At 62.0% G+C, this 19,818-nt stretch carries 17 protein-coding genes and 2 pseudogenes; 5 read left to right on the forward strand and 14 right to left on the reverse strand.

Annotated elements, in window-relative coordinates:
- Window positions 1-20: 20 nt before the first annotated feature.
- Genes RlegSU303_RS25490 through RlegSU303_RS25505 form a run of 4 tightly spaced genes read left to right on the forward strand, consistent with a single transcriptional unit; the run spans window position 21 to window position 3,839 of the window.
- Window positions 21-941, forward strand: a complete 921-nt coding sequence (locus tag RlegSU303_RS25490; RefSeq protein WP_131620723.1) for an ABC transporter permease — start codon at window positions 21-23, stop codon at window positions 939-941.
- Window positions 938-1,855, forward strand: a complete 918-nt coding sequence (locus RlegSU303_RS25495) for an ABC transporter permease (protein WP_094088069.1) — start codon at window positions 938-940, stop codon at window positions 1,853-1,855. Before RlegSU303_RS25490 ends, RlegSU303_RS25495 begins: the two co-directional genes overlap by 4 nt.
- Window positions 1,855-2,826 (forward strand): ABC transporter ATP-binding protein, encoded by a 972-nt coding sequence (locus RlegSU303_RS25500; RefSeq protein WP_131718432.1) that lies wholly within the window; start codon window positions 1,855-1,857, stop codon window positions 2,824-2,826. The genes RlegSU303_RS25495 and RlegSU303_RS25500 overlap by 1 nt, the downstream gene beginning before the upstream one ends.
- On the forward strand, window positions 2,823-3,839 hold the full coding sequence (locus RlegSU303_RS25505; RefSeq protein ID WP_131718431.1) for an ABC transporter ATP-binding protein: 1,017 nt from the start codon (window positions 2,823-2,825) through the stop codon (window positions 3,837-3,839). Before RlegSU303_RS25500 ends, RlegSU303_RS25505 begins: the two co-directional genes overlap by 4 nt.
- A gap of 181 nt (window positions 3,840-4,020) precedes the next feature.
- Here RlegSU303_RS25505 and RlegSU303_RS25510 read toward each other — a convergent pair whose 3' ends face one another.
- From RlegSU303_RS25510 to RlegSU303_RS25560, 11 genes are all read right to left on the reverse strand, one after another.
- Window positions 4,021-4,989, reverse strand: coding sequence for a cyclase family protein (locus RlegSU303_RS25510; RefSeq protein WP_131718430.1), 969 nt, complete (start codon window positions 4,987-4,989; stop codon window positions 4,021-4,023).
- Between the two features lie 45 nt (window positions 4,990-5,034).
- The gene (locus tag RlegSU303_RS25515) at window positions 5,035-6,408 is read right to left on the reverse strand and encodes an amidase (protein WP_131718429.1); all 1,374 of its coding nucleotides are present in this window, start codon (window positions 6,406-6,408) and stop codon (window positions 5,035-5,037) included.
- Between the two features lie 19 nt (window positions 6,409-6,427).
- Entirely contained in the window at window positions 6,428-7,642 is a 1,215-nt protein-coding gene (locus RlegSU303_RS25520; protein ID WP_131600852.1) for an ABC transporter substrate-binding protein, read from the reverse strand.
- On the reverse strand, window positions 7,639-8,679 hold the full coding sequence (locus RlegSU303_RS25525; protein WP_131718428.1) for a CobW family GTP-binding protein: 1,041 nt from the start codon (window positions 8,677-8,679) through the stop codon (window positions 7,639-7,641). Before RlegSU303_RS25525 ends, RlegSU303_RS25520 begins: the two co-directional genes overlap by 4 nt.
- On the reverse strand, window positions 8,672-9,004 hold the full coding sequence (locus RlegSU303_RS25530) for a hypothetical protein (RefSeq protein ID WP_017957439.1): 333 nt from the start codon (window positions 9,002-9,004) through the stop codon (window positions 8,672-8,674). Before RlegSU303_RS25530 ends, RlegSU303_RS25525 begins: the two co-directional genes overlap by 8 nt.
- Window positions 9,005-9,016: 12 nt before the next feature.
- A complete protein-coding gene (locus tag RlegSU303_RS25535; RefSeq protein WP_011648932.1) occupies window positions 9,017-9,898 on the reverse strand; it encodes a polysaccharide deacetylase family protein in 882 nt (293 codons plus the stop codon).
- Between the two features lie 53 nt (window positions 9,899-9,951).
- Window positions 9,952-11,061, reverse strand: a complete 1,110-nt coding sequence (locus RlegSU303_RS25540) for an ABC transporter ATP-binding protein (protein WP_131718427.1) — start codon at window positions 11,059-11,061, stop codon at window positions 9,952-9,954.
- 107 nt (window positions 11,062-11,168) lie between these two features.
- The gene (locus RlegSU303_RS25545; RefSeq protein ID WP_003550275.1) at window positions 11,169-12,404 is read right to left on the reverse strand and encodes an ABC transporter substrate-binding protein; all 1,236 of its coding nucleotides are present in this window, start codon (window positions 12,402-12,404) and stop codon (window positions 11,169-11,171) included.
- A gap of 103 nt (window positions 12,405-12,507) precedes the next feature.
- Complete coding sequence (locus RlegSU303_RS25550; protein WP_131718426.1) at window positions 12,508-14,046, reverse strand: SDR family oxidoreductase; 1,539 nt, start codon at window positions 14,044-14,046, stop codon at window positions 12,508-12,510.
- Complete coding sequence (locus RlegSU303_RS25555) at window positions 14,043-14,285, reverse strand: acetyl-CoA carboxylase (protein ID WP_017957430.1); 243 nt, start codon at window positions 14,283-14,285, stop codon at window positions 14,043-14,045. Before RlegSU303_RS25555 ends, RlegSU303_RS25550 begins: the two co-directional genes overlap by 4 nt.
- A gap of 18 nt (window positions 14,286-14,303) precedes the next feature.
- Window positions 14,304-15,080, reverse strand: a complete 777-nt coding sequence (locus RlegSU303_RS25560) for a 5-oxoprolinase subunit PxpA (protein ID WP_011648944.1) — start codon at window positions 15,078-15,080, stop codon at window positions 14,304-14,306.
- 251 nt (window positions 15,081-15,331) lie between these two features.
- Here RlegSU303_RS25560 and RlegSU303_RS25565 point away from each other — a divergent pair, with 251 nt between their 5' ends.
- Window positions 15,332-16,240 carry a LysR family transcriptional regulator gene (locus tag RlegSU303_RS25565; RefSeq protein ID WP_131718425.1) on the forward strand — a complete coding sequence of 303 codons (909 nt, stop codon included), beginning with the start codon at window positions 15,332-15,334 and terminating at the stop codon, window positions 16,238-16,240.
- 257 nt (window positions 16,241-16,497) lie between these two features.
- Here the strand turns inward: RlegSU303_RS25565 and RlegSU303_RS25570 are convergent.
- The 3 genes and pseudogenes from RlegSU303_RS25570 to RlegSU303_RS25580 all read right to left on the reverse strand — a co-directional run.
- A pseudogene (locus tag RlegSU303_RS25570) lies at window positions 16,498-16,917 on the reverse strand (alkaline phosphatase PhoX); the annotation flags it as partial.
- Between the two features lie 159 nt (window positions 16,918-17,076).
- Window positions 17,077-19,191, reverse strand: a complete 2,115-nt coding sequence (locus RlegSU303_RS25575; RefSeq protein WP_131718424.1) for a carboxy terminal-processing peptidase — start codon at window positions 19,189-19,191, stop codon at window positions 17,077-17,079.
- A 147-nt stretch (window positions 19,192-19,338) separates the two neighbouring features.
- A pseudogene (locus RlegSU303_RS25580) lies at window positions 19,339-19,817 on the reverse strand (MEKHLA domain-containing protein).
- Window position 19,818 lies beyond the last annotated feature (1 nt).

Consider the following 19,818-nt stretch of genomic DNA (forward strand, 5'->3'; position numbering starts at 1 on the left):
ACGTCCCTTGAGGAGAGCGGATGTCCTTCACCTACTTCCTGAAACGTGCGGCCTTTGCGGCACTCGCACTTGCCGCACTGATGACATCTGCCTTCTTCCTGGTGCGATTGACGGGCGATCCCGTCAATCTCTACCTGCCGGTCGATGCCTCGGATGCGGCCCGCGAAGCCATGCGTGTCCGTCTCGGCCTCGATCGTTCCCTCCCGTGGCAATTCCTCGATTGGGCCGGGGACATGCTGAGCCTCGATTTCGGCACGTCGCTTTGGCACAACCGCCCGGCCATGGACGTTGTCCTGGAGGCGTTGCCGAACACGCTGGCGCTCGGCGCCATCGCCTTGACCCTGGCCTTCATCGTTGCTGTTATCATCGGATCGATTGCCGCTGTGAACGCCGGCGGTTGGGTTGACCGGGGTATCAACCTGCTGTCGCAGGCAGCGGCGAGCGTGCCGGATTTCTGGCTCGGGCTGATGGGCGTCCTGCTGTTTGCCGTCACCTTGCGCATTCTGCCGACATCGGGTTTCGGCGGTCCGATCTATTGGATCCTGCCGGTTGCCTGTCTTTTTGCCAGACCGTTCGGGACGTTGGTACAGATCGTCCGCGGCTCGATGATCGAAGCACTGAACGCGACATTTGTCCGGACTGCTCGGGCCAAGGGCGCGCGTGGCGGCCGGGTTACCTTCGTGCATGCGCTGCGCAATGCCCTCCTGCCCGCGGTGACCGTGACCGGTGACCTCGCCGCCCAGTTCGCCGGCGGCGGTGGCGTCGTCGAGGTTGTTTTCGGGTTTCCCGGCATCGGCAAGCTGCTGATCGACGGCATCCTGAAGCGCGACTTCGCGATCGTCCAGGCATCGATCTTCGCAGTCGCTGTCGTCATTTTCTTCATCAATATCCTGGTCGACATGCTCTATGCGTCGATCGATCCGCGTGTGAGGGTCGAATGACCAGCACGTCCGCCGACTTTCTGCCGGCCCGCGAGCGCCGAAGCCGCCGCATCCTTTGGCTCATGCGCGCGCTCGCAGGCGACCCGATGGCGGTCGCCGCGACAATCTGGCTGCTGATCGTCGTCCTTGCCATTCTTGCAGATGCATCGTCGCTCCTGGGGGAAAACCGCATCTCGCTGAAGGCGCGCAACCTGCCGCCCTTCGACTTCGGCCAGTCCTGGACGCTGTGGCTGGGCGCCGACGCCCTCGGGCGCCCGCTCCTCGTTCGCCTCATTCAGGCGGCATCGACGACGATCGGCATAGCACTCGTGACCGTTCTGACGAGCCTGATCGGCGGAACGCTGCTCGGCGTGATCGCCGGTTACTTCGGTGGTATCATCGGCAACCTTGTCATGCGGATCTGCGACATCATCCTGGGTTTCCCGACGCTGCTGGTGGCGCTCTTCGGGCTCTACCTGTTCGGCCCGAGCGTCGGCAACCTCATCATCGTGCTCGCCGTTACCCGCATGCCTGCCTATATCCGCGTCGCAAGAGCCGAAACTCTGGAAGTCCGGGAAAGGCTTTTCGTTGATGCGGCGCGTGTCTTCGGTGGCGGGCCTGTCTGGATATTGCGCAATCACATTCTCCCAAGCGTTGCTCCCACGATGCTGACGCTCGCCTCGGTCAATCTCGCCATGGTGATGCTGTTCGAATCCGGGCTGAGTTATCTCGGCCTCGGCATCCAGCCGCCTGCCGTAAGCTGGGGTCTGATGGTGGCGCAGGGCCAGGGATATCTGTCATCCGCCTGGTGGCTGGGCTTTTTCCCCGGCCTGGCTGTGATGCTCACGACCATGTCCTTCAATCTCCTCGCCAACTGGTTCCGGATCGTCAATGACCCGTCGCAGCATTGGCGTCTTGTCAGCCGGAGGCGCTGATGGCTCTTCTCGAAGTCAAGGACTTGCAGGTCAGTTTCGATACGGCCGCCGGCCGCATCCTCGCGCTCAACGGCGTCTCCTTTTCGCTCGAGCGCGGAGAGGTCCTGGCGCTTCTCGGCGAAAGCGGCTCCGGCAAGTCGGTGACCGCATCGGCCATCATGGATCTCGTTCCCAACCCGCCGGGCGAAATCAATCAAGGATCGATCCGTTTCGACGGTGTCGAGCTGTTGCAGCTCTCGCGGAATGAGCGGCGCGATCTTTGCGGCGATCGGATCGCCCTGATCTTTCAGGATGCGCTCGCAGCGCTCAACCCGGTCTATTCCGTGGGTTGGCAGATCGCTGAAATGTTCCGTATCCACGGCCGCACTCCGGAAGGTGGCGTCGAAAAGGCCGTGATCGACCTTCTGACGGCCATCGGCATTCCTGACCCTGAAAGCCGTGCCAGGCAATATCCTCATGAGTTTTCGGGCGGTATGCGCCAACGCATCATGATCGCCATGGCCGTGGCGCTGGAACCGGATGTCATCATTGCAGACGAGCCGACGACAGCGCTCGACGTCACGATCCAGGCGCAGGTGGTCGATCTTCTGGAGACGATCCGCAAACGCAGCGATGCCGGCATGATCTTCATCACCCATGATCTCGGCGTCGTCGCCGAACTCGCCGATCGGGTCGCCGTCATGTATGCCGGCCGCGTCGTTGAGACCGCAAGCGTCTTCGAACTGTTCGAAGATGCCCGCCATCCCTACAGCGTCGGATTGCTTGCCTCGCAGCCGCGCATGGACACGGATGAAGACGAATTGGTGCCGATCCCCGGCTCCGCCCCCAATCCTGTCGCCCTGCCCTCCGGCTGCGCCTTCAGAACCCGCTGTCCACGCGCCGAAGGGCTCTGTGCCGAGGTCGTCCCCCATCTCGAAATCGTAGGGCCGGGCCGCCAGGCCGCCTGCCACTTCCCGGTATCACCAGTATGATCGAACCTCTGCTCAAGGTCCAAAACCTTTCCCGACACTTCGGCAGCGCCTCGGCGCCGGTGCGTGCCGTCGACGATGTCAGCTTCGAGATTGCCAAGGGAGAGACGCTCGGCCTCGTCGGCGAAAGCGGTTGCGGCAAAACCTCGCTGGTTCGGACGCTCTTGAAGCTTGGGCCGGCGACAAGCGGCAGCGCTTTGCTTGACGGCGTGGACATTACGACAGCCGGCGGCCGGCGGCTGCATGAACTGCGCCGCAAGATGCAGGTCGTCTTCCAGGATCCCTATCAGTCGCTCAATCCCCGCATGCGGGTCGACCGGCTGATTTCGGAACCCTGGGCATTGCACCCGGGGGTCGTGCCCAAGAGCAACTGGCGTGAAGAGACGGTCAAGCTGCTCGAATCCGTCGGGCTGCGCGCCGAGCATGCGGATCGTTATCCCTCGGAATTTTCAGGCGGCCAGCGGCAGCGCCTTGGCATTGCCCGCGCTCTCGCGCTCAATCCGACACTTCTTGTCTGCGACGAGCCTGTCTCGGCCCTCGACGTCTCGGTCCAGGCGCAAGTGATCAACCTGCTCGCCGGACTGAGGCGCGAGCGCAATCTGGCGATGCTGTTCGTCGCGCATGATCTCGCCGTCGTGCGGCATGTCTCGGACCGTGTCATGGTCATGTATCTCGGCAAGATCATCGAAACGGGGCCGAAGCAATCGATCTTCAGCGCAGCGGCTCATCCCTACACGCAGGCCCTCATGTCGGCGGTCCCGACACCGGATCCGAGGCGTCGTGCGCAGCGCAAGCGCATCGTCCTGCAGGGAGATCTGCCGAGCCCCGCAAATCCGCCCAGCGGATGCCGTTTTCGAACGCGTTGCTGGAAAGCAACGTCGATCTGCGCAGAACAGGAGCCTGCCCTGACCGCGCGAACGGCGGCCTCTGGTCTTCTGACTGCCTGTCATCACGCCGATCCGGAAATCGCCGAGACGGCGCGTGAATCGGACGCCGCACGAGTTCCCTCGCTTTGATGGGACCTGAACCAACGGCGATTCATGAACTCAGGTCTTCAAATGCCAATCTACTGGAACGGGGCAACAGGCGCATTCCAGATCATTCGAGATCGCCCGGGCCAGACGACGTCAGAAATCCGGTTTTCGCGCGACTGTGCGCGATCGCTCGGGTTGAGTGGCATAGTCTCGCGGCTCGCGATCAGCTCAGCGGCATCGCAATTGGCCGCATCGGTGATCCCGTAGCGCCGCGCAACTTGATGCAGGCTCCGAAAAACGCGAACTCGTAGAGCTTTTCGGCGGCCAACTCTTCAAGATAGGCCATCTCAAGTATGGGCACGCCTGCTTCCGCCAGCAGATAGGTATGGACGGGGAAGAAGTTGAGCTCGTGCGCCGACGGTGTCTGCTCCAGCGTCAGGTTGTCGGAGCCGATCATGATCGCGCCGTGCTTGGCGATATATTCCGCGCCCTCGCGGTTGAGCCCGGGCGTATTCTTGGTGAAAGCCATATCCGGCCAAAGCAGCATTTGGCCGGTGCGCAGCAGCACCACGTCGCCGGGCAGGATCTTCAGCCCTTGCCTCTTCAGGGAGTCCTCGATGTCGGCCTTGCCGATCGGATGGCTCGGCGGCAGCGTATCGACGCCGTACATCGCCGCGATATCGAGGAGAATGCCGCGCGCAAAGATCGGCGGATATTTTTCCGGGCCGCAAATATCCCAGGCGCGGCTGCCGAGGTGATCCCGCGCCGTGAAACCATTGAAGATTTCGCCATTGTAGCCAAAGTGGTTGAACGTATCGATATGCGTGCCGCAATGGGTGTACATCGAGATACTGTCGCCGGAATAGGCGACGAGCTCGTTCTGTTGGCGCGTCACGCCCATGGTGTTGGCGACGATCTCGCCCTGCGGCGTGTGGGTCATCCAGATCTGGTAGGGCTGGTCGCCGGCGCCGAACCAGCCCGGCATGCCGATGAAATGGTCGACCGAGAGGTCGAAGACCTTCGAGGCATCGGTGCGGCCGATGATCGCCGAACGCGACTTGCCGTCGATCAGGTTCAGCATGCCGATCTCATCGTCGCTGCCATAGGGGCTCTTCGTCACCTTATGGAATTCGGCATTGTAAGCGATGATCTTGCTCTTGGTCGCTTCGTCGACATAACATGCCATGCACATTGCAACTCTCCTTGTTCATGTTCGCAGCCGCCGGAGCGACTGCCTTCAAATCATTTCGCCGCGAATGACCGGTTCGGCGACGAGCGCCACCGACAGCAGCCGCTCGTCGCCGCGCGCCAGCCCCGACAGCAGGAAGCCGACCGGCATGCCGGCGTCACCTGCCCCGCAAGGGATCGACACCCCGCACCAGTCCAGAAAATTGCCGAGCAGCGTGTTGCGCAGTGTCTTGCCGTTGGTCGCCGCGAAAAGCTGGTCATCGGTCTTCAGCGGCTCGAGCAGCGGTGCCACATGCGCGACCGTCGGGAAGGCGATCAGGCGGTCGCCGACCAGCCGGTCCACCGCTTCGATCAGCCGCTTGCGGGCAGAGAGTATGTCGAGGTAGTGCGAAAGGGTGATCTCCTCACCGAAGCGGGTGCGCGAGACCACACGCGGGTCGATCAGTCCGGCATCCGGCCCGGTGATCCGCGCCTTATGCAGCCAGTAGGCCTCTGCCGTCACCAGGGCTCCGTGGCTTGCCATCAACTGCAGAATTTCCGCGAAGGCCGGGATCTCCAGCCGCGTGAACATGACGCCTGCGGCGGACAAACGCTCAACCGCCGCTTCGAAGGCCGCAACGACACCCGGCTCGGCATCGTCGAAGACGACGTTGGTGGGGATGACGACCTCCAGCCCGGCGAGCGGACGGCGACTGGCCGTCGGCGCCATGGCTCCGCGCATCGCGGCATCGATCCAGACGGCATCCTGCACCGAGCGGCAGAGCGGCCCGAGCGAATCGAGGCTGCCGGAAAGCGGAAATACGCCCACCATCGGATAGCGCCCACGCGTCGCCTTGTAGCCGACGATGCCGTTCAGCGCCGCCGGGATCCGGACCGAACCGCCGGTGTCGGAGCCGATCGAGACCGGCACGAGACCTGATGCCACCGCCACGCCCGAACCGGAGGACGAGCCGCCCGGAATGCGGGCGACATCGGTGCTGCGAGGGTTTTTCGGCGTGCCGAAATGCGGATTGATGCCAAGGCCGGAAAAGGCGAACTCGCTCATATTGACCCGGCCCGTCGCCACCATACCCGCCGAAGCCAGCGCGGAGACGACGGCGGCGTCGACTGCGGCCGGTGCCTGATCACGTAGAAGCAGCCTGGACCCCGCCGCGGTGACGCTGCCGGCAACATCGAAGAGATCCTTCCAGGCAACCGGAATGCCTTCGAGCAAGCCAAGCGAACGACCGTCTTTCAGCCGCTTCGACGAGGCATGCGCTTCCGCCATTGCCCGCTCCCGCGTCAGCGAGATGAAGACCGCTTTGTCGTCATGGTCGTCGATCGCCCCGAAGACCTGCTCCGCCACCGTGACAGGATCGACACTGCCGCCCTGGATGAGGGTGGAGAGCTGGGCGATCGAGAGGGAGCCGTAAGAAAGGGTCATTCTGTCGTTCCAGTTCTGCTCACGCCGCCACGAACTGCATCCAGCGGCGCACCAAATAATTGTGTTCGTCCATGGTCGTGTTCCACACGGCGATCGAGTTGGCGCGCTGCCAGTAGGAGCCGCCGCTGCGCACCGCACCCGTCTTGACGCGGAGGAGGCCGTCGGGGCCCGGCAGGTCGGTCGCGGCCGGCAGGCCTTCGTACCAATAGTCCCATTCGGCCGGCGTCATGTGCGGTCGCGAGCGTGTCGGCGTCGACATGTAATAACCCTGCCGGGCCACCACCGCGCCGGGCCAGCCGGAGATCCACCAGTTGAGATAATCGTAAGCCGCGTCGAGCACCCGGCCGGAGAGCCGTTTCGACAGGCAGAGCCCGCCATGCCAGGCGCGGTAACCCTCGGCGGGATTGGCGAGTTCGACGGGAAAGCCACGCAGGTTCAGCTTGCTGATGCCGAGCGACCACATCGACTGGATCTGCGTGTCGCTCTTCGTCATCAGGTTCGCCGCGTCCTCGGCCGAACGCCAGAAGCCGCGGAAAAAGCCGGCCTTCTTGCGCTCTTCCAGAATGCACAGCAACCGATCGATTTCCTCAATACTCATGTTGCCGAGATTGCTAAAGGTCATCAGTCCGGCCGACTGCGCCGCAAGTGCTGCGTCGAAGATACCGATCGCCGGCTCGTTGACGAGGGCTGCGCGCCCGTGCCAACGCGGGTCGAGCAATGCCGCCCAGGAGGTCATCTGGTTGGAATTGGCCGCATCGGTACGGTAGGCGAAGCTGTCGAAATTATGCGTCGTCGGCAGCATCGAGATGCGCCGCGACGGCGTTTCGGCAAGCGCCAGGTTCGGCTGCACGAATAGCTTGGTCACCGGCGCATCGCCCTGCCCGATCCGCGCATTCGGTCCAATGCGCCCGGTTTTCGTCAGATCGGTGATCTCGTCCCAAAGCGTGATCCGCTCGATGTCGATCGGCTGCACAGCGCGCCAGTACCAGACAATATCGAGGTTGTGGAAGCACTGGTCGTAGATGTCGTAGGTCATCGGCTCCAGCGCCGCCTTGTGCTGGGCGGTCATGAAGTCCTGATTGTCGAATTCGATATCCATGCCGAGATCGCGCTCGGCACCGAGCCGAAGTTCTTCGAGAAGCGAAATCGCCGTGCCGAGGATGCGCAGCTTGATCCGGCCCTCTGTATGCAGGGCGGGCGTCGGAAAGCTCTTCGGCGTCGGCATTTTTCTCATGGCTGGAACTCCTCGACCCGCTTCGGCGCGACTTTCGCCACGCCGAGCCCATTGAAGGCGTCAAACGATCGCTTGATCACCGCGGGCGCGATGCCGTCGACGATGAAGACGATGCGGGAACACCGGTCCTCGCCGGGCCACGATTGCATATGGACGGGCGTATGGACCAGATGCTGCACGCCGTGGATCGCCACGGGAAAGTCTTCGCCCTCGATGTTGAGAATACCCTTGACCCGAAGGATACGGTCGCCGTGCCGATTGAGCAGCATGGCCAGCCAGATCCCGAAGGCGGTCCAGTCGACCGTGCCTTCGCTCACCAGCACGAAGGATCGGATGCCACCGGAATGTTCGCTGGCAAGAACCGGCCCCGGGTCGTCGCAATAGAAGCCGCCGGGCGACTGCATCGCCTCGGCGAGGCCGGTTGTCATGTCCTCCATCAGACTGACGACGTCGTCCGAGCCCAGGACAATCGGCGCATCCGGATTGATCTGCCGGATCATCGCCGTAACCCGCGCGACCTGGCCGGTCTCGGCAATATCGGCCTTGGTCAGCACCAAAAGGTCGGCCACCGCCACCTGCCGCATCGGTTCGCGATAGGCGGCAAGCTGCCTCCCCGCATTGACGGTATCGACGGTGGCAATCACACCCGAGGACCGGAAATGATGCCGCAGAACCGGATCGGCCTTCAACGTGGAAAGAACGGGGAAAGGATCGGCAAGTCCGGTGCTCTCGATGACAATCCTGTCGAAGGGCGGGACGATGCCGCGTTCGCGCTTCGAATGCAGGTCGCGGATCGCATCGGCCAGTTCGCCCCGCACCGTGCAGCAAAGGCAACCGGATTGTAAAAGCACCATGTTTTCGTCGATGCGCTCGAGCAGGTGATGGTCGAGCCCGGCCTCGCCGAATTCGTTGATCAGCACCGCGGCGTTCGAGAGCGCCGGATCGGTCAGCAGCCGGCGCAGCAGCGTCGTCTTGCCGGATCCGAGAAAGCCCGTCAGCAACGTGACCGGCGTGAAGGCCGGAAATGCATCAGCCATGGCGGTTCGCCTCCAGCCGATCGAGAAGCGGCTCGGCGAGCGGATCGAGCGGCCGGCCCGCAAGCCGCTCGGCCGCCGGCCAAAGATGTCCGAGATCTTCGATGATCTCGGTCTTTCCGGTCCGGGTCGACAGCAGGAAGGAAGATCCCTGCCAGTCGGAGATACCAAGCCCGAAGGCGTCGAGAATGCGGTTGGCGATCGCAACACGACGGGCGCGCTCGCGCCGGCGGTCGATCCGCTCGGCGGTGCGGGTATAGACCCCGGGCCGCGCGACCGCATCGGCCCAGTGCTCGTTACCACCTAGAATGCCGCAGAGCGAACACATCGCTTTTGCCTCTTACTTCTTGCGCGGGAAGCGTTTGGCAAAGTCGTCGGCGATCTCGTTCATCGTCACGAACTTGACGCCGGGATGTTTGATCATGTGGGCGTAGAGACGCTCCAACATCATCAGTACCTGCGGCCGGCCGGCGACATCAGGGTGGATGGTGATCGGGAAGACGGCGTAGTCCATCTCGCGATAGACCCAGTCGAACTGGTCGCGCCACATCTGCTCGATGTCGTGCGGGTTGACGAAGCCGTGGCTGTTGGGGGCTTTCTTGATGAACATCATCGGCGGCAGGTCGTCGAGATACCACGATGCCGGGATCTCGATCAGATCGGTCTCGTGACCGCGCTTCAGAGGCACCATCCAGTCCGACGGCTTCTTCGAATAGTCGATCTTGGTCCAGCTGTCGCCGACGCGGACATAGTACGGCGTGAAGTCGTTATGCATGAGCGAATGGTCGTACTTGATGCCACGCTCGAGCAGGAGTTCGTTGGTGACGTTGGAGAATTCCCACCAGGGCGCCACATAGCCGGTCGGCCGCTTGCCGGAGAGCTTGGCGACGAGCTCGATGCACTTATCGAGCACCTCGGTCTCCTGCTCGCGCGTCATTGCGATCGGGTTTTCATGCGTGTAGCCATGGATGCCGATCTCGTGGCCGGCAGCGGCGACGGCCTGCATCTGCTCCGGGAACGTCTCGATGGAGTGGCCGGGGATGAACCAGGTGGTCTTGATGCCGAAGCGCTCGAACAGCTTCAACAGCCGTGGGCTGCCGACTTCGCCGGAAAACAGGCCCCGCGAGATGTCGTCCGGCGAATCTTCGCCGCCATACGAGCCGAGCCAGCCGGCGACGGCGTCCACGTCGATGCCGAAGCTGCAGAAGATTTCTTTTGCCATTGCGGGGTCTCCTTGTGATGTTCTCGTTGGTCCGGCTTTAATCGACCGGCTTTTCAGTGGGCGGGAATGACGGTGGCGTTTTCGGGCTTGAAGGCGAGCGCGACCGGCGCATCGACTGGAAACGCGCCGGGCGGATACTTGTCGACATGGGCTTCGAGCGCCAGCATACGTCCGTCCGGCAGGGCGACCGAAAGATGCGAGATATGCCCGACGACGTCGAAGCGGTGGATCCTGGCGTCGATGGTATTGCCGCTGGAGGCCTCAGCGATCGCGTCACGGCCGCCCTTGTCGAGCGCATGCACCTCGACTGCTTCGGCAGGGATCACGACGCTCACCGCATCTCCGTCTGCGACCGCGCCATTGGCATCGCCGGCGAGAAGGCCGAGTGGCGTGTCGACCATGACATGTCCCTTTTCGTGGCCCTTGACCGCACCCTTGAAGATCGTGTTGCGGCCGATGAACTGCGCGACGAAAGGCGTATTCGGCCGCGTGTAGAGCTGATGCGGCGGGCTGATCTGTTCGATCCGACCCTGGTTCATCACAACGATCCGATCGGAAAGCGCCAGCGCCTCGGACTGGGCGTGGGTCACGAAAACGAACGTCACGCCGAGCTCGCGTTGCAGCAGTTTCAATTCGCTCTGGATCGTCTTGCGTAGGTTGGCGTCCAGGGCGCCGAGCGGCTCGTCGAGCAACAGGATATCTGGCTCGACCACGAGGCCGCGCGCAAGCGCGATACGCTGTCGCTGGCCGCCGGAAAGCTTGTCGCAGCGCTTGTCGGCGACGTCCTCGAGACCGAGCTTTTCGAGAATGCGATCGACCTTTGCATTGCGCTGGGCCTTTTCCATGCGCTTCACGTCGAGGCCGTAACCGATATTGTTGCGCACCGTCATGTGCGGAAAGAGCGCATAATTCTGGAAGATCATCGAGGTCGGCCGCTGCGCCGGGCCGATATCGTTGATCCGCTCGCCCCTGACCATCAGATTGCCGGAGGAGATGCTTTCGAAGCCGGCGATCATCCGCAGCGTCGTCGTCTTGCCGCAGCCGGACGGGCCGAGGAACGCGATGAACTCGCCCTTGTCGACGGTGAGGTTGAAATCGATCACGGCCGGCGTTCCGTTATCGTAGACCTTGCCGATCTGGTAGAGCTCGAGGTCATGTATCATGTCGGTCATTCCGGGTTGCTGGTTAAAGGACAGGCGACCGGAGCCGCCTGCCAGGTGGCGCCCTCACCGCATCTCACGTGGGATGCCCGGGCGCTGGGGGTAACGCATCAGGCGCTGAGGAATTCGTCCCACTTCTGGATGAGGTGGTCGTATTCGTCCGGCCACTGGTGCCAGTAGGCGACGTTTGCGGCGCGGGTCTCGAGCGAACCGCCGTCGCGCAGATCGCCCTCCTTGATGCCGCGCTCAGCCGCACCCACCCACGGCTTGCCTTCGTACCAGAAGGCATATTTCTCCGGCGCCATCTTCTCCTTGATGTTGGTGGTCGGCGAATAATAGCCCTGCTCCGACACCGTGATGCCTGGTTCGCCCGACAGCCAGTAATCTGCATAGGCGACGACGGCTTCCTTGTTCGGCGTGCCCTTCAGCATGGTGTTGCCGATCGACCAGGCGCGATAGCCTTCCTTCGGGATGGCGTATTTGCAGGGCTTTCCCTGTGCCTTGACGGCCATGACCGCCGGCTGCCAGGCGTCGCAGACGACGATTTCGCCGGATGCCAGGAAGTTGACGAGTTCGCCGAAATCGCCCCAGAGAGCGCGGAACTGGCCTTCCTTCTTCTTCGAGATCAGGAACTTCGCGGCTTCGTCGATTTCCGCGGCGGTCGGATTGCCGGGGTTCTTGACGTTGGAGAGGCCAAGCGTGTTCATCGCCATGACCGCCTGGCCGAAGGCTGTCAGCGGGTCGGTGTTGAGGCCGGACTTGCCCTTGTACTTGCTGTCGAAGATCGCCGTCCAGCTGTTGGCTTCCTCGTCGGAGAGCACCTCCGGATTATAACCGACCGAATCGAAGTTGAAGACCGAAGGTACCATCCAGAGCGCCGTCTGCGTCTCGTCCGTCCAGATCTGACCGACGATCTGCGCCTTGGGGTCGAACTTCGGATCAGGCTTGGTGAAGATCTCGCGGATATTCGACCAGCTCTTCAGGCCCGCGGTCTCGATCGGGTCGGCATTGTCGGTCATGACGACGGAGGGAAGGCGCTCGCCGATCGTTTCCCAGACGTCATAATCCTTCGAACCGGAGAGGATCCGGGTCTGCGCGTCCGGGAAGGTTGCCGCGGTGCCGGAGGTCGTGCCGACGCCGCTTGCCGCCTTGAAGTCGGCCAGGATGCGTTCCTGCACGGTCACCGAAAGGCCGATCGTGCGCAGCTGCTCGCCGGCGAGGCTGGCGGCCTGCGCATAGGCCGCCCGCGAAGAGAGGAAGTGCGTACCGCCGCCGATGGCAAGCGCCATCGCGCCTGCGGATCGCTTCAGCAGTGAACGTCGATTCATGTCCATCGAAATTGTCATTGTCGTTCTCCGGTTTTTTGTTCCCCGGGATGGCCTTCATGACCACCCATCGTTCTCGTCCAGCCTCGGCGTCAGGACGGGATCGGTCCTGACGCGCCCGCCGTCAGTATCGGCCCACGAGGAGCCCTCCATCCACGACCAGTGTCTGGCCGGTCATGTATCTTGCGCTGTTTGACGCCAGGAAGACGATCACGTCGGCAATGTCCTCCGGTTCGCCGAGCCGCCCCATCGGGATGAAGGCGCTTGCCGCTTCCGCGCCCTTCGGTCCGAGCGAGTTCTCTTCCGATAGAAGCTGTGCGGTGCGGATGTAGCCGGGCGCCATGCCGTTGACGCGGATGCCGTCGCGGGCGAGTTCGACAGCCAGACCGCGCACGAGGCCGACGACACCGGCCTTGGCTGCGGAATAATGCACGTGCTCGTCCCAGCCGTAGGCGACACCCATGATCGAGGAGAGCGCCACCACCGCGCCGGATTTGCGTGCCCTCATCCCCGGTACGGCGGCACGGACCACGCGGAAGATGCCCTTGAGATCGATGTCGAAGGTCAGCTCCCACCGGTCGTCGTCGAGCACATCGAGCGGTGCCTTGTGGGCGATGCCGGCATTGGCGATAATCACGTCGAGACGGCCGTAACGTTTCTCCACGTCGGCGACCAGGGCATCGACGGCCGACGTCGAGCGGACGTCGAGTTCGATGAATTCGGCCGAACCGCCCGCATCCTCGATCTCCGCCACGGCGGCGCGCCCCTCGACCTTCAGGACATCCGAGACGATCACGTGGTCGCCGAGCGCAGCGAATGCCTTGGCAGTCGCCTTGCCGATACCGATGCCGGCGCCGCGATAGCCGACCTCGCGCGCAAGCGCCACGGCGCTGACGCAGAGGCGTTCGCGCATGTCGGCAGGCAGCATGAAGGCGGGCGCCTCCTCCCACACCTTCTGGCGCCGCCGCTGCAAGGAGCATTCGCGTTCGAAGAAATGCACGAAATTCTGTCCGTCGCCGAAGATCTGCACCTCGACGTGCCGGGCGCGGGCGATGACCTTTTCCAGATAAAGTCCGCCGTCGCCGAAAGCGGCCAGCGCCTCGGCCGAAGCCAGCGGAAACTGCTGTTCGAGCTCGGCGATGCTGTCGACGATCCGGATGCCGCGTCCGCCGCCGCCAGCCGCCGCCTTGATCATCACAGGAAAACCGATCTCGCCTGCGAGCAACCGCGCCTCTTCGAGCCCGGCGACACGCCCGTCGCTGCCGGGCACCGTCGGCACGCCCGCGCGCTTTGCCACCTGCCGCGCCGCCACCTTGTCGCCGAGCGTGCGGATCGCATCGCCGGAAGGACCGATGAAAATCATGCCGGCGTCGCGCACCGCATCGGCGAAATCGCCGTTTTCGGACAGAAAGCCGTAGCCCGGATGCACGGCATCGACACCGGCTGCCTTGGCGGCGGCGATCACCGCCTCGATGTTGAGATAGGATTTCTTCGGCGCCGGCGGGCCGATGTTCATCGCCTCGTCGGCGAGCCGCACCGCCAGCATGTCTGCATCTGCTGCGCTGTGCACCTGCACGGTCCGGATACCGAGCGCCTTCGCCGCCTTGATGACGCGAATGGCGATTTCCCCGCGATTGGCGACGAGCACCGAGCGGATCGTCATGCCTCGACCTCCGCGATGACCTGCCCTGCCATGACAGGCTCCTCATTGTCGACGAGGAAGGTGATCGCCTTGCCGGAAACACCAGCCGGAACTTCCTGGAATGTCTTCATCACCTCGATCACGCCGATCGTTTCGGCCTCGGTGACATCGTCGCCGTCTGCCTTGAAGGGCGGCGCATCCGGCGCCGACGCCCGGTAGAAGGTGCCCGGCAGGGGCGAACGGATTTCAATCTTGCTCATGGTCGGTCTCCGCAAAGTCTAATGTCCAAGGATCTGCGACACGGGCACGATCCGGATTCCGGCACCGATCAGAAGCTCGCGCATGCTGAGAACGATGTCGAGTGCGCCGAGCGTATCGGAATGAAAGCAGATGGATTCAAATTCGATGTCGATATCGTTGCCCGTGACCGTGCGGACCTTGCCCTCCTGGCAGGCGCGCAGCACTTTCTGCGCCAGCACCATCGGGTCTGGGCGGCCGGCATCGCGGGTAAAGACGATCGAACCGCTGTCGTCATAGTCGCGGTCTGCGTAGAACTCGCGCACGACAGGCTGTCCGGCATCGAGTGCCGCCTTGTGCGTCGCCGAGCCACCCATGCAGAAGACAAAGGCGTTGGGCGAGACGATGCGCATATACTGGACAAAGAGCTGAGCGAAGTCCGGATTGACCGCCATCTCCATGTAGAGCGCGCCATGCGGCTTCACATGCTGCACCGGCACGCTGTAGCGGCGGGCGAACTCGCGCAGCGCGCCCACCTGATAGATGATGTCGTTGACCAGCTCCTTGCTGCTGCCGACAATCTTGCGACGGCCGAAGCCCTGAAGGTCATTGTAGCCAGGATGCGCGCCGATCCCGACCCCATGAGCCGCGGCTAGCGCCACGGTCTCGTCGATGAGGTTCGGGTCGCCGGCATGGAAGCCGGTGGCGATATTGGCCGAGCTGATGTGAGAGATCAGCAGCGAATCCTGCGTATCGCCGATCCGCCAGCGACCGAAGGCCTCTCCCATATCGCAGTTGATGTCGACGATATCTTTCAAACTGTCTTCCCGCCGTTGTCATCTGACGAAAACGCTACGCGACGAAACAGGATTTGAAAAATTCATTTTTTGCGGCATCATTATCGAGAAAAGAGATACCTGCGCTTAAATCGCGGGCGAAGCTTAATATGTTTCTTTCCAACGGCTTGGCTCGATTCCGCCTCAAATTCGTAGAGCACTCGCATAAATTAAAAGCAGTCGATCGGATTTATCCAAGCCGAATTCAGATAATTCGATGGGAAAAACAGATCATGAGCCTCAGTTTCCGGCAGCTCCGCTATTTCGTCGCAACCGCCGAGCAAGGACAGATCTCCTATGCAGCGGCACAGCTCCCGATCTCGCAGTCGGCAGTGACGACCGCCATCAAGGAACTGGAAAAATCGATCGGCGTTGCTCTTTTCACGCGCATGCCGCAGGGCATGGAACTGACCGCCGCCGGCCGGCAGTTTCTTTCCTACGCCTACGAGATCCTCGCCAAGGTCGATGAGGCAACGCATCTGAACTATGTCAGCAGCGACATCGAGGGCGATCTGACTGTTGCGGCGACCTACACCGTCATCGGCTACTTCCTGCCGCTCCACATAGAGCGCATGCGGCGACTCTATCCTAAGCTGCGCATCCAGCTTTACGAGGTAAACCGCGAGTCGATCGAGGAAGGCCTGCTGGTCAACCGGTACGACATTTCGGTACTTCTCACCTCGAATATCCTGAATACCGCGCTCACCACCGAGACGCTTTTGCGTTCCATCCGCAGGCTCTGGGTGGCGGCGCAGCATCCGCTACTGAAGCATGTGGGCGTCGGCCTACAGGAAATCGCCGAGGAGCCCTACATCATGCTGACGGTGGACGAGGCGGCGTATTCGTCGCTGAAGTACTGGAGCACGACACCCTATCAACCCCGCGTGATGCTGCGCACCTCGTCGATCGAGGCAGTACGCTCCATGGTCGCTAACAACCTCGGCGTCGCGATCCTGTCGGATATGGTACACCGCCCCTGGTCGCTGGAAGGTCGGCGGATCGAGACAATCAACATCAAGGATCCGGTGCCACCGATGGATGTCGGCCTCGCTTGGCGCGCCAACACCGACTTCACTCCAGCCATGCATGCCTTTCGCCGATATTTTCAGCAGGCGTTCGGCCTGCCGGGCACAAATCGATAAACTCTGATTCGACTGCAACTTATAGCGAGATCTATGATTTTCGGCCCACTATGGTCTGTGTGCAGGTCTTGAAGGAGTGTGAGCCGTAGTCCTCTGAGCTCGAAAACCTAAGCGGTTACGCAGCGTGAACAGGTGCAGATAGCTTTCTAAAAAAGGGGCGCCGGGATGATGCCCTCATCCCGGCAGCTAACTGGCCTTCACAACTAGCTGGTAGCCTGACTACCACTCCCATTGCGCCTCGACGCCGCGTTCAACCGTCAGACGGCAATCTTGCCACCGCCAACCTTGGTGATGGCGACGACCGCAGGTCGCACTGGCATGTCGGGCTTGAAGTCCGGCCAGCGGGTCGAAAGGTCCTCGCAATAGGACGGGCGGCCATGGCCCGGCCAGTCCTCGCCGCCATCGCCAGGATGCTGCACGGCGACGAAAGCGGTCTCGTCGTCCGGCGTGAAAAGCGGGCCGCACATTTCGGCGCCGACCGGCACGCGGAAAAACAGCTTCGAAGTGGCGCGCGCCGTCCCTTCCGTATCGACGGCCCACAGACCATCGGTGCGGCCGGTGGCCTTGTTGTTGTTGCCGTCGGTCGAAACCCAGGGGCGGCCGGCAGCATCGACGGCGCAGTTGTCGGGCATGCCGAACCAGCCGTTCTTGGTCGTCTCGGTTGAAAAGGTCGCACCGGGACGGCCTCTTCCCCTCCCTTGGAAACCCTTCGAAGGCGGCAATGGTGACGAGTGACGCGGCTGCGGGCCAGCGGCCTCCGCTTCCGCAATGATGCGGTCACCGGGCCGGTGGCTTGCAGATCCTGATCGTGGACCCGTTGCGCCGGTCAGCTATGACTATTTTCCGTCCGTGTTTCCCGATTGTTTTGCGGCTGCCTTGAGCACGCCTTCCTGCAGATCCGCCTCGTCTGCAAGAATGGCGGCGGCCTCGTTCAGCAAGACGTCTTTTGCATTCTTGCGGGCATTCTCGATGGCAATATCAGCGCTCAGGCTGCGCTCGCCTGCCTCCAGGCCGTCATCTCCAAGATCCTCGCCATCCCCTGCTTTCGCTCGATCCTTGAACCGTTTCTCGCGAGCCGTCGCTTCTTTGCGACGTTCGGCTTCATTGAGGGAAACGACCCCTTTTTCGCGCTGCGCCTTGAGGTCGGCAATGTCTTTTATCAGGCGCTGGAATTCCGGATCGCTCTCAACCCGCGCATCATGGCGGCTTTGCAATGCCGGCAGCAACGTCGTGACCGTGTCGACAGCCGTGTACTTCGCAGGTTTGATCTGCGCCCACGGCAGGGCATTGTCATAACTGGTCTCGCCGAAGCTCGCCGGATCGAAAAGTCCTGGCAAGCTGATATCGGGCGTCACGCCGTGCAGCTGCGTCGTACCGCCGTTGACCCGGAAAAACTGGGCAATCGTCACCTTTAGCTCCCCTAACTCGGGTTTGCTGTTGCGGACGATCCGGTCAAGATCGACGACGGTCTGAACGGTGCCCTTCCCGAAACTTGGTTCGCCGACGATCACGCCTCGGCCGTAATCCTGGATTGCCGCGGCAAAAATCTCGGAAGCCGACGCCGACCCGCGATTGATCAGGACACCCACCGGGCCTGTCCAGACGGGCGCTGCAAGCTCCGAGCTCCTCACCTCGACCTTGCCATCGCTGCCGCGTTGCTGAACGACCGGGCCATTGCCGATGAACAGACCGGTCAAATCAATTGCCTCGTCCAATGAACCGCCGCCGTTGTTGCGCAGGTCGATGAGAACGCTGTCGACTTTTTCTTCCTTCAGTTCGTCGAGAAGCTTGGCGACATCGCGGCTTGCGCTTTTGTAATCCTCATCCCCTTTGCGCTTGGCTTCAAAATCCTCATAGAATACCGGCAGAGTAATGATCCCGATTTTACGCGTGACGTCGCCCGCTTTTACGGACAGTACAGTCTTCCGGGCGGCCTGCTTGTCGAGACTGATTTTATCGCGCACCAGGCTGATGACGCGATGCGTGCCCTCAGCTCCGGCATCTGCCGGCAGGATGTCCAAACGCACGACGGAACCTTTTTTCCCGCGTATCATCTGCACGACTTCATCAAGGCGCGTGCCCACCACGTCCTTGATTGCGCCGTCCTTGCCTTGGCCAACGCCGGTAATTCGATCTCCGACCGAGAGCTTGCCGGACAGCTGTGCCGGCCCGCCAGGCACGAGCTCGCGGATCGTCGTGTAATCGTCGCGCTCCTGCAGGACCGCACCGATACCAAACAGCGAAAGCTTCATCGAGACATTGAAGTCGGCTGAAGCGGCCGTACCGAAATAGTCCGTGTGCGGATCGATCGACGTTGCGTAGGCGTCCATGAACGATTGGAAAACGTCGTCGCTTTTGAACTTGTAAGCGCGCTCGAGTGTGTTTTCATAACGTTTGTCGAGTGTTTCGCGAATGGCCGCGTCGTTTTGGCCGCCCAGTTTCAACCGCAACCAGTCGCTCTTGACGCGCTTGCGCCAAAGCTCATTGCTCTCGGCCTCCGACTGCGGCCACGGCGCTTTATCGCGCAGCACCGAATAATCTTCCTGCGCGCTGAAATCGAAGTCCTGCTTAAGCAGGTTGCGCGCATAGTTCATGCGGTCGACAACGCGCTGCTGATACGCTTTGAAGATCGCAAACGGGATCTTCAAGTCTCTCTCCTCGATGGCATCATCGATCTCGCTGCGGTCGGACATGAATCCGTCGATGTCGGCTTGCAGGAAGAGCATGCGGTCCGGATCAAGTGACTTGATGAACCCATCCATGATCCTGGCCGACAAGGCGTCGTCGAGTGGAACGGGCTTGTAGCTATACCGCGAAAGAAATTGTGCGCTCAACTCGGCGGCTTGCGCCTGTCGCTTTAGCGGCGCCAGAGCAGGCGGTGATGCAACTTCAGCATATGCGGACTGTGCAATTGCAAGAAATGCACCAAGGAAAAAGTAGGCTATGCGCATTCAGCGTTGATCCAATTCTTGATGCCGAGTGTCGATGTGCGATTTATGTGACGCAATCATGGTTTTTTGGCAACCAAATGGCAAACGACATGGTTTGCAAAGCTGCGGACATATCCGGCGCCTGGTTGGTGTCTCCGCAGCCGGCGCTCAATCCGCCTGCACGTCTTGCCAGGAATCGAATGTCGCAGCCTGACCGCGACGGCATCCGCTGCGGTCGACAAGATCCCAAACGATGGCTTTTTCGATATAGAAACGCCGCCCTGACTTGGCGATGCGAAGTCCGCGGTAGTCGGCGATAAAGCCATTCGCCGCCACGGCATTCAACAGCCTCTCACGTTCCGCGCGATCGGGCGCCTCCGCCGAAAGACGCGATGGCAAAGTGACGAACTCGTCCCATGAATATTCAAAGCAAGCCTGGGCAGCGCGGTTTGCATAGATGAAGCGCGGATCGGCGTCGGTGTTGTGGGCAAGGACAACTGCCGGCGACTGGTTGTAGAGCCATTCGGCACCCTGGCCTTCCGGCGTCAGGCTGCGTCCCACCCTTCGTTCGAAGTTTTCCGCCATCAGTGCGTAAATTCGAGATCGTAAGACAAGTCGAGCCCGGCGTCGTTATAGTTGGCAATCATG

The organism is Rhizobium sp. SU303 (assembly GCF_021052345.1).
GTDB classification, from domain to species: domain Bacteria; phylum Pseudomonadota; class Alphaproteobacteria; order Rhizobiales; family Rhizobiaceae; genus Rhizobium; species Rhizobium laguerreae.

Bases quoted from the DNA above. Each gene is read 5' to 3' on its own strand.
- RlegSU303_RS25575 (WP_131718424.1), bottom strand. From the start codon at position 19,191: ATGCGCATAGCCTACTTTTTCCTTGGTGCATTTCTTGCAATTGCACAG.
- RlegSU303_RS25490 (WP_131620723.1), top strand. From the start codon at position 21: ATGTCCTTCACCTACTTCCTGAAACGTGCGGCCTTTGCGGCACTCGCA.
- RlegSU303_RS25555 (WP_017957430.1), bottom strand. From the start codon at position 14,285: ATGAGCAAGATTGAAATCCGTTCGCCCCTGCCGGGCACCTTCTACCGG.
- RlegSU303_RS25500 (WP_131718432.1), top strand. From the start codon at position 1,855: ATGGCTCTTCTCGAAGTCAAGGACTTGCAGGTCAGTTTCGATACGGCC.
- RlegSU303_RS25550 (WP_131718426.1), bottom strand. From the start codon at position 14,046: ATGACGATCCGCTCGGTGCTCGTCGCCAATCGCGGGGAAATCGCCATT.
- RlegSU303_RS25520 (WP_131600852.1), bottom strand. From the start codon at position 7,642: ATGAGAAAAATGCCGACGCCGAAGAGCTTTCCGACGCCCGCCCTGCAT.
- RlegSU303_RS25495 (WP_094088069.1), top strand. From the start codon at position 938: ATGACCAGCACGTCCGCCGACTTTCTGCCGGCCCGCGAGCGCCGAAGC.
- RlegSU303_RS25545 (WP_003550275.1), bottom strand. From the start codon at position 12,404: ATGACAATTTCGATGGACATGAATCGACGTTCACTGCTGAAGCGATCC.
- RlegSU303_RS25530 (WP_017957439.1), bottom strand. From the start codon at position 9,004: ATGTGTTCGCTCTGCGGCATTCTAGGTGGTAACGAGCACTGGGCCGAT.
- RlegSU303_RS25565 (WP_131718425.1), top strand. From the start codon at position 15,332: ATGAGCCTCAGTTTCCGGCAGCTCCGCTATTTCGTCGCAACCGCCGAG.
- RlegSU303_RS25510 (WP_131718430.1), bottom strand. From the start codon at position 4,989: ATGTGCATGGCATGTTATGTCGACGAAGCGACCAAGAGCAAGATCATC.
- RlegSU303_RS25525 (WP_131718428.1), bottom strand. From the start codon at position 8,679: ATGGCTGATGCATTTCCGGCCTTCACGCCGGTCACGTTGCTGACGGGC.
- RlegSU303_RS25535 (WP_011648932.1), bottom strand. From the start codon at position 9,898: ATGGCAAAAGAAATCTTCTGCAGCTTCGGCATCGACGTGGACGCCGTC.
- RlegSU303_RS25505 (WP_131718431.1), top strand. From the start codon at position 2,823: ATGATCGAACCTCTGCTCAAGGTCCAAAACCTTTCCCGACACTTCGGC.
- RlegSU303_RS25515 (WP_131718429.1), bottom strand. From the start codon at position 6,408: ATGACCCTTTCTTACGGCTCCCTCTCGATCGCCCAGCTCTCCACCCTC.
- RlegSU303_RS25540 (WP_131718427.1), bottom strand. From the start codon at position 11,061: ATGATACATGACCTCGAGCTCTACCAGATCGGCAAGGTCTACGATAAC.